The organism is Chryseobacterium sp. (genome assembly GCF_041914225.1).
GTDB lineage: Bacteria > Bacteroidota > Bacteroidia > Flavobacteriales > Weeksellaceae > Chryseobacterium.
Map to the genome: position 1 here is coordinate 68,628 of NZ_JAYSDT010000019.1, position 7,765 is coordinate 76,392.

Genomic DNA, 7,765 nt, shown 5'->3' on the forward strand with positions numbered 1-7,765 from the left:
AGGATTTTTCCTACTTTGTCTCATTGTGTATTTATTTAATGATCTCCTTCAAATTGAAAATTTCAGGTGCTGTAAAAAGAGTGTTGAAAACACTACTATAGCTAAATGCCAAAATATCACCATCTAGTTTAAAATTTTTGAAGTTAGCATGTGTTAGTATCTGCCAAGTCTCAAAATCCTTGAGTTTAATCCACTTTTGGTCAGAATTCCTGACTAAAGCTAATTGTGCCCGTTCTGTTGAAAGATCCATTACAATAGTATAAACATCTTTGTTATATTTCAATTTTTTCTTAATTGGTGAAATCGTTACTTTCCATTCTTTATTTTTTAGTTCATCTAAAGACTTTATTACTTCACATTTATCAACTAAAAAGTAATCATCCGAAAGATTACTGAAAAGGATCTTCCATTTTTCAATTAAGAAATCTTTTCTTTCCTGTTCAGAAAGATTATTCCAGTTAATTCCTTTTGCAGATGCTTCTAGGTTAATTATCCCACCGTTAACGACTCTTTTCTTTTCATAGTTATTTTGAAAACTGTCTAGCAAGTCACGACCTAATTCAGGAATAAGACAAAACATTATTTTCTGTACCTTTTTTTCTCGATTGATTTTATCTTGAATAGCTGGTATGAGTATTATTTCAAGTAATGTTCTATAATTATTCAGTCCAATAAATTCAGTATCGTCCTTAGTTGATAAATAGATCGTAAACCAAATGTTTCTCATTATTTAATGTTAAGATATTTATATAAAAATTTCGTTACGGCATCTTCTTTAGGATACTTCTGCGCATATGGCATAGCACCAGTATTTTGAAAATATTGCCATACATAATACTTTTCATAAAGAAAAGCTTCATTGCTCGATACTCCTTGATGTAAATACATCCATTGATGCGGTCCAAAACTTGAGTAGTCTCTATTTAAACCAGGGATTTGTTTCGACGGTCTACTATCTGGGTCCATTGCACGAGTGATGCCAAATTTTGCGACTTTTTCTCTACCCATTATTGTATATACATACGCTTTTGGCGGTCCAGAGCTATCTCCTCTAACAGATAATAATAAGCCCAAAGCGAATGTTCTTGCCAATATAGTAGATCCGGTACTTGCAACTGAAGACCATGTAATTCCCCCACCTGCTCCAATTACGCCTGCTCCAGCTATTTCAGCTCCAACAGCACCCATCAAGATCCTTGCTGTAACAGCTGATATTATACCTGCTGAAGCTAATTGACCTATTTCCGCTTTATCAAATGGAGGTTTTATTCCCCCACTTGCTCCATATTGGCCGAAACCAGCCATTTGGAAATAATGTTCAGTTTCACCTGCCTCATTATAATCAGGAGAAATAATATATCTATACCCAGCACTAATCCCATCTGTAGAAGTAACTTTATTGGTAAACAAATTCCCAGAGTAAGATATTCCACCAATCGCCCCTCCTAAGAAATTACCTCCTGTAAATGCTGAGTTGAGTCCTCCTGAGATAATACCCGGCAAAGCAAACTTAATAGCTCCGGGGTTGCTTGTGATCGTTCCCAATGCCCCTGAGATAGCTGCTCCCCCAATGGCACCTCCCAACACGGCACTCCATGTTCTCTGCCAGTCCCATTTTACAGGATTCCAGTTTCCACCATTGGCAGCCACACCGTTTAAATATCCTCCAACAAAAGCTCCAATAATCCACTGTAAGAACTCTCCACTAGGGTCATTATACATCAGTGGGTTATTCATCACATACCCGTACTTATTATAGTTCTGGGTGTTGGTAGGGTCCTGGATATTTTCATCAGCATTCAGGAACCTTCTTAACAGCGGATCATACAGCCTGCCATTCATGTGAATAATGCCTACTCCCATGAAATGTTCATGCCCGGTATACCCACGGTCTATGATAAGTGAAGTTCCGGCAATAGCTGATTTGTCAGTCAATACAGTTGCATTTCCTATTTTCAGGTGGGTAAGATTGCCCCATGCATCATAGTGTCTCTGTTCCAACCTGTTTCCAGTCTGGTCAGTTACCGCCAGAATACTTCCTAGATAATCTTTATGCAAAAATTTATAAGAACCGCTGCTCTGTTCAAAGTTTTTCAAATATACAATATCAGATTCATATGGACTGCCTCCAATGTATAAAATATGCTTTTCCTGAGCCGACATAAGATCTTTTACCACTTCAAAACTACCATCCTCACTGTAAAATTTGGTATAGGTATCTTCCCATATTGGATTCTTTGCATTCTGTGTTAAAGAAGAGATATCAATCCTTTGTCTCATGTTTCCCAACCCGTATTCAAAACTGATACGCGATTTTTCTCCATTGATCTGGACTGGATCATTATTCTCATTATACACAACGGTCTGGATCAGGTCACCAGTATAGTTCTGTACCCCCGCAGTATTAAGAGTCATTCCTGTAGGGCGGTAAATTTTGGCTGAGTTATCAAACTTGATTTCCCCTACCTGATCATTTTGTTTGATTCTCCCTTTTTCATCATAGATATTTTTAGAGAGCTGGCCTGTTACAGGATTGGTCCAGTTCAAAAGCCTGTTATTATCGTCATAATTAAAGGATTCAATGATATTAAAGTCTCCTAAAGTCTTTCTGGATTTCAGCTCATTTCTGATAGCATCAAAGCCATACTGTATGTTCAGTACTGTCTGTTGGGGAGAAATATGCTTTATTTCAGTAAGCATTCCCGTGGCATCATTGTAGGTGTTGGTAATCACAGAAGCTCCTAGTGTAGCCTGTTTTACCTGTCCCTTTGCATTAGTTTCCTGAAGCTGCCAAAGCACCTTGTCATTTTGCTGGTCCTTAATTTGGTAAAGCTCTCCGTTCCAGTCATTGTAAATATTCTCTATATGAGCCTCGGTAACCATACCTGAAGAAGAGAGCTGTTTTACATAGGAAATTTCCCTTCCTTTATCATCATAGGTAATTCCTTTATTGACGTAGGTTCTTCCATTGTTATTCTCAATAGCAGAAACAACTCTTCCATAAGGATCATACTCATATTCCGTACTGTATGGAATCCCGTTTGCCGTACCAGATTTTTTGGTAAGCAAACCTTTCGTGTTATAGGCGAAGGTAATGAGCTTATTTGTGGCTGTACCTCCATCAGCTGTAGAAAATTCCTTCTGAGAAACCAACTGCCCCAGATTATTGTAAGAAAATTCCTTGGTTCCTTTCGGACTGGTTGTCTTTTTCGCCTGTCCTAATCCGTCATATTCATATTTGTACAATCCGTTGGAAGGATCATTAAATTCTGATTTCCTACCCCAAGAGTCATAGAGTGTACTTACTGTGTTTTCAGCATACTGGGCCTTTACCTGTTCTCCGGCTGCGTTATATGAAAACTTTACCGTTCCTCCCTTATCAGTGGAAGAGATTGTATTTCCTAAAGCATCTAATGTTTTAGAGGTAGTTCTTCCGTAATCAGCAGTAGCGGTCTCCTTTACTGTTGTTGTGAACCCTGACACGCTGGTTTCTGTCTGTTTACCCGTAAATGCTGTTGCTTTTACCTTAGCAGGAAATACCGAATCGTCATAGGATATGGTATTCCACTTGGTAGCACTTTGCCCCTCGAAATACGGTTCAGACTCTTTTGTCTTTCTTCCCAGGACATCATACTGGGTTTCTTTGGAAACATATTGCCCCTGCCCGAATGCTTTAGTGGTTGCTTTGTATACCTGTCCCAGCTTATTGGTGAGTGTTTTAGACACATTCCCATCTGCCTCGATTGTCGTAACAGTAACATTATCGTTTGCATCCCTGTCATAGGTATACACTGTTTTTCCCAAAAGGCTGTTTTCTGTAAGCATAAGTTTTCCCCAATTATCATAGCTGCTCTTAACCGTATTTCCCAGCGGATCTGTCTGGGTAAGCACCTGCCCAATTGCGGTGTAAGTGATCTGGGTAGAGAGTCCCAGGGGATCTGTTCTCTTAATGACAAACCTTCCTGTAGGATCATACTGTGAGCTGGTGGTACGCACCTGTGAATCTACACTGCTAGAAAGTGTTTTTCCGGTAACGTTTCCAAATCCGTCATAAGCGTAGGTTTCAAGAAGGTAGCCTGTATTATCCCTGTTCCATTTCTTAAAGGTCTTTATATGGTTATTTTCATACGTATATTCCTGTTTTCCCAACTGGCTGTCTCCGTAAGCCTGCTGGGTTTCTGTTTTAGATTTCAGACGGCCTATATAATACCCACTGCCATTGCCGGAAGGGTTATGATCATAAGCAAATACAGAAGTAGTAATTCCATAGGTATCATTAACCTTGGAATCTATTTTCAGCGGAAGATAATACTGTTCATAGATGATATTGTCTTCTTTAACCGTTCCGGTTAAGAAATCTTTCACTCTGGTTCTGGCTGGTAAAATGGCTGTCACCACCTTTGCTTTATCGGCATCAGGAACAGAAGTTACCTGCTGTCCGTTCAGGTGTTTAATAGTCTGGTAAACTGTCGATTTTAAGCTCAGAAGCTGGGTGTTATTTTCCGAAACATCCACCGGGAAAATATTTGCTTCATTAGCAGTCCTGATGGACCATTCTTTCACAGGAACCCCATCATTGAGCGGATCTGTTTCTACCCCTGTCCAAATCTTTGTATTTTCAAATCCATCAGCATACCAGGAGGAGCGTGCCATTTTTCTAAAGCCTGTAAGTCCTCTCCCCAGAATATTAGAAGCAAGCCCCCTGTACCTGAAATCCTGCTTTAACTTTTTGTCTGTTGTAGTACTTTGCGTCAGCTGGGAAACTACATACATTCCTGTAGACTGGTTAATCTCTACAAAAGGGTAGCTGAGCTGAGAAACATTGTCATATAATCCCGGATTGATACTTTTGTCCAGCTGTTTATAGGCAATATCTGTAGTGATTCCTCCCTGTGATATACTCTTTATTCTTCCAGCCTTTGCAATATCATAATACTCATGAGAAATAAGACGCTGCTGGTCTCCAAGATCACTGCCATATCCTACAGCTGAGCCCAGCGCCACTTTTCTAAGCATTGCTCCGGTCCACTGGTCAACCGGTAAGCCTATCAGATCCCTGGAATTGACGCCAACTTCTGCATTAATACCATTGTTGTCAAGATACAGCGTATAGGTGTCAAGATTATAGAGATAAACCCCATGTGAGAACTGATTTTCTGTAGTGCCATACCCCCCGGTGGCAGAATAAATAGCAGTCGTTAAATCAATAGCAGTTATATACTTGGCTGCATTGTTGTTGTCCTGTCCATCGGCCAAAATATATTTTCTTACTGATTTTACAGCAATGATCTCAGCCTTTCCGTCATTATTAATATCATAAGCGGCAAAAGTTCGTGGATTATGGATAATAAAATTGGCCCCGTGCTGCTCTAAAAATCTTTCTGTAGGGTCTTTAAACAGTACCTTTTCATAATTAAAACCATTTCCTTTTGAAATATATTTATGCCAATATTCGGAAGTATTGCTTTCAGGTATCATCAGATCACTCAGTCCGTCCCCGTTAAGGTCTCCTACAACCCCTTTAGCCCAAATGCCCTGTAAGGTTTCAGTATTGGCCGGATTAAAGGGAGCGATGAAAGATTCATACTGTCCCTGGGTATTCTTTTTAAAGGTGATCAGTAGCGGCTTTAAATCCTGACTTAGTTTTAGGAGGTCAAATACACCGTCCCCGTCAAAGTCACCCCCTTTGTAAAGGATAAAGACATCTTTATCAATCTGATCATAATTAGGATAAAGCTCCAGAGGATAATACCATCCATTGCCAGAAATAGATTCATCAGGATCTACTACATAATAGCGCTTTGAAGTGGTGCATGTCGAAGGAGGTCTTGAGTCGGGAGTGATCACTTCCGGATAGCACTCTCTGTCATTAAGCATAACAACAAGTTCGCTGAGGCCATCCCCGTTGAAATCAACACTGCTCATTCCTGTAACAGTTGTTACAACTCCATTGAATTGAGTTCCTGTAGAATAATCATAATCGTTGCCCGGAATGGTTTTTATAAAATCAAGCACCAGGCTATTTCCTGAAAAGCTGTAAAAAGAAAACTGCAAGTCTTTTTTGGAAGTACCAGCATTGGTGATGGTTTTAAACCCTACAATACCCTGCCTGTTACCGATTAGGTTCGTCTTTTTAATATTAGACGGTATGAAATCTTTCAAACTCTGTAAGGTACTGCTAATAAATACAGGATTCTGTGTAGTATAGGTAACGGAATAAAAATTTTTGTAAAGATATACTCCTGTTTGAGGAATTCTAGACGATGTGGACGAATGGTACCTTAACAGGTCAAGATTGCCGTCACCGTCAAAATCTCCTACTACATCATTATCCTTTTTAGGTTTTAAGGCAGTACTTATACTGGAAGGTAAAGAATCTGCTTCTCCTGACTTTTCATAAGTAAAAATAACCGGGTTGGCTTCTTCATTTTTACCGTTTGAAATAGTTATCTTATCCACATATCTGTATGAAGTGCTCTGAACATCTTTCTTATAAGAAATAGTGTATTTTTTGCACTGCTGCCCACCTGTAGAAACAACGACAGATTCAAGGAGCTTTGTCTGCTTATATTCAACGCCCCTGATATAGGCGGTTTCGCTTCTGGGCCTTGCCATAAAATTAAAATCTATAGCATTTACTCCCTGAGTACCCTGGCCTTCATTACCGCCCCAGCTTATCTTTGTGATCACCGACACATTATCAGCTAAGGTATAGCTGTAATTGATATAATTTCCGTCATTATCCTTTGTTTTTACAATATGATAGTCAATAGGTGTTCTGGCCTGGCTGCTTCCGGGAGCTGTGGCCCCATACCACGACATAGAACCATCCGGAGAGGTTACTTCCCAGTATTCAGGTCCCTGCCAGCTTTGTCCTGTAATGTTTCCTATAGATTTTATTCTTAAGTTAGAATACTTTTCGGTTACATACTCAGCGCCATCTTTGCCGTATTCCCCGGATTTTAAAATTAATCTTTGTCCGTTAAAGCTGTAATAATCTGAATAATCCAATTGTACCCCTTTGGTAATACCGTCCTTTTCAAGATTTTTCCCAACCCTTGATATGGAACTAAGACCAGTGACGTTCCAGCCATAGCCTGCCAGACCGTTACCACCACCACTTACATAAACAAGACTAATGCCAGGAGACATATTTTTAACACCCGGAGGAAGATCTATAGGAAGGGTATATTGAAGCTGTCCTGCCCCAGTAACATCAATATTTCCTTTGGTATCATGAAATTTCGGAGCTGAGGTCTGAGAAAAACAGAATACGGATATAAAAGATAATATGAGCGATGAAAACAGCTGTATTTGTTTTTGATTGTACTTTTTCATAGCCTTATCTTTTAGTGATGTTTTTACTGAAAACTCTTCCGTTTTTCAGAGTGAAGCGCAGTATGTACACTCCCCAATCATATCCTGACATATTAATTTTGAGCTGCCTGTTTAGCTCTGGTAAGTTCTGCTGCTGAAATTTCCAGTGGACTGTACTATGTTGATAGAGTGATACTGATTCTATCAGATTGTCAGTTTCCTCAGTCCAGTCGATAGTCAAAAAATCATTTACCGGAACCGGGTAAAGACGGATCTGTTTCCAGAATGTTTTTTCATCCATTATCTGGGAGCCTGCTAAAGAGGTTGTTTTAGATTCAGTTTTTGACAAGTTTTCAGGAGCCTGTTTAGCTGCGGAATCAGGTCCCCGGTATTTTTGATTGCCTGCCTCGTCATACTTGAAGTAGACTTCGGTTTGCTGAGCACTGAG

At 39.6% G+C, this 7,765-nt stretch carries 3 protein-coding genes; all 3 read right to left on the reverse strand.

Features of this window, described 5'->3' with window-relative positions; genetic code table 11:
* Positions 1-31 precede the first annotated feature (31 nt).
* Positions 32-727 carry a hypothetical protein gene (locus tag ACE3RB_RS10750; protein ID WP_374464228.1) on the reverse strand — a complete coding sequence of 232 codons (696 nt, stop codon included), beginning with the start codon at positions 725-727 and terminating at the stop codon, positions 32-34.
* Positions 727-7,338, reverse strand: coding sequence for an RHS repeat-associated core domain-containing protein (locus ACE3RB_RS10755; protein ID WP_374464229.1), 6,612 nt, complete (start codon positions 7,336-7,338; stop codon positions 727-729). Before ACE3RB_RS10755 ends, ACE3RB_RS10750 begins: the two co-directional genes overlap by 1 nt.
* Positions 7,339-7,342: 4 nt before the next feature.
* Positions 7,343-7,765, reverse strand: a 423-nt coding sequence (locus tag ACE3RB_RS10760) for a T9SS type A sorting domain-containing protein (protein WP_374464230.1), incomplete at its 5' end; no start/stop codon positions are given.

Bases quoted from the DNA above. Each gene is read 5' to 3' on its own strand.
- ACE3RB_RS10750 (WP_374464228.1), bottom strand. From the start codon at position 727: ATGAGAAACATTTGGTTTACGATCTATTTATCAACTAAGGACGATACT.
- ACE3RB_RS10755 (WP_374464229.1), bottom strand. From the start codon at position 7,338: ATGAAAAAGTACAATCAAAAACAAATACAGCTGTTTTCATCGCTCATA.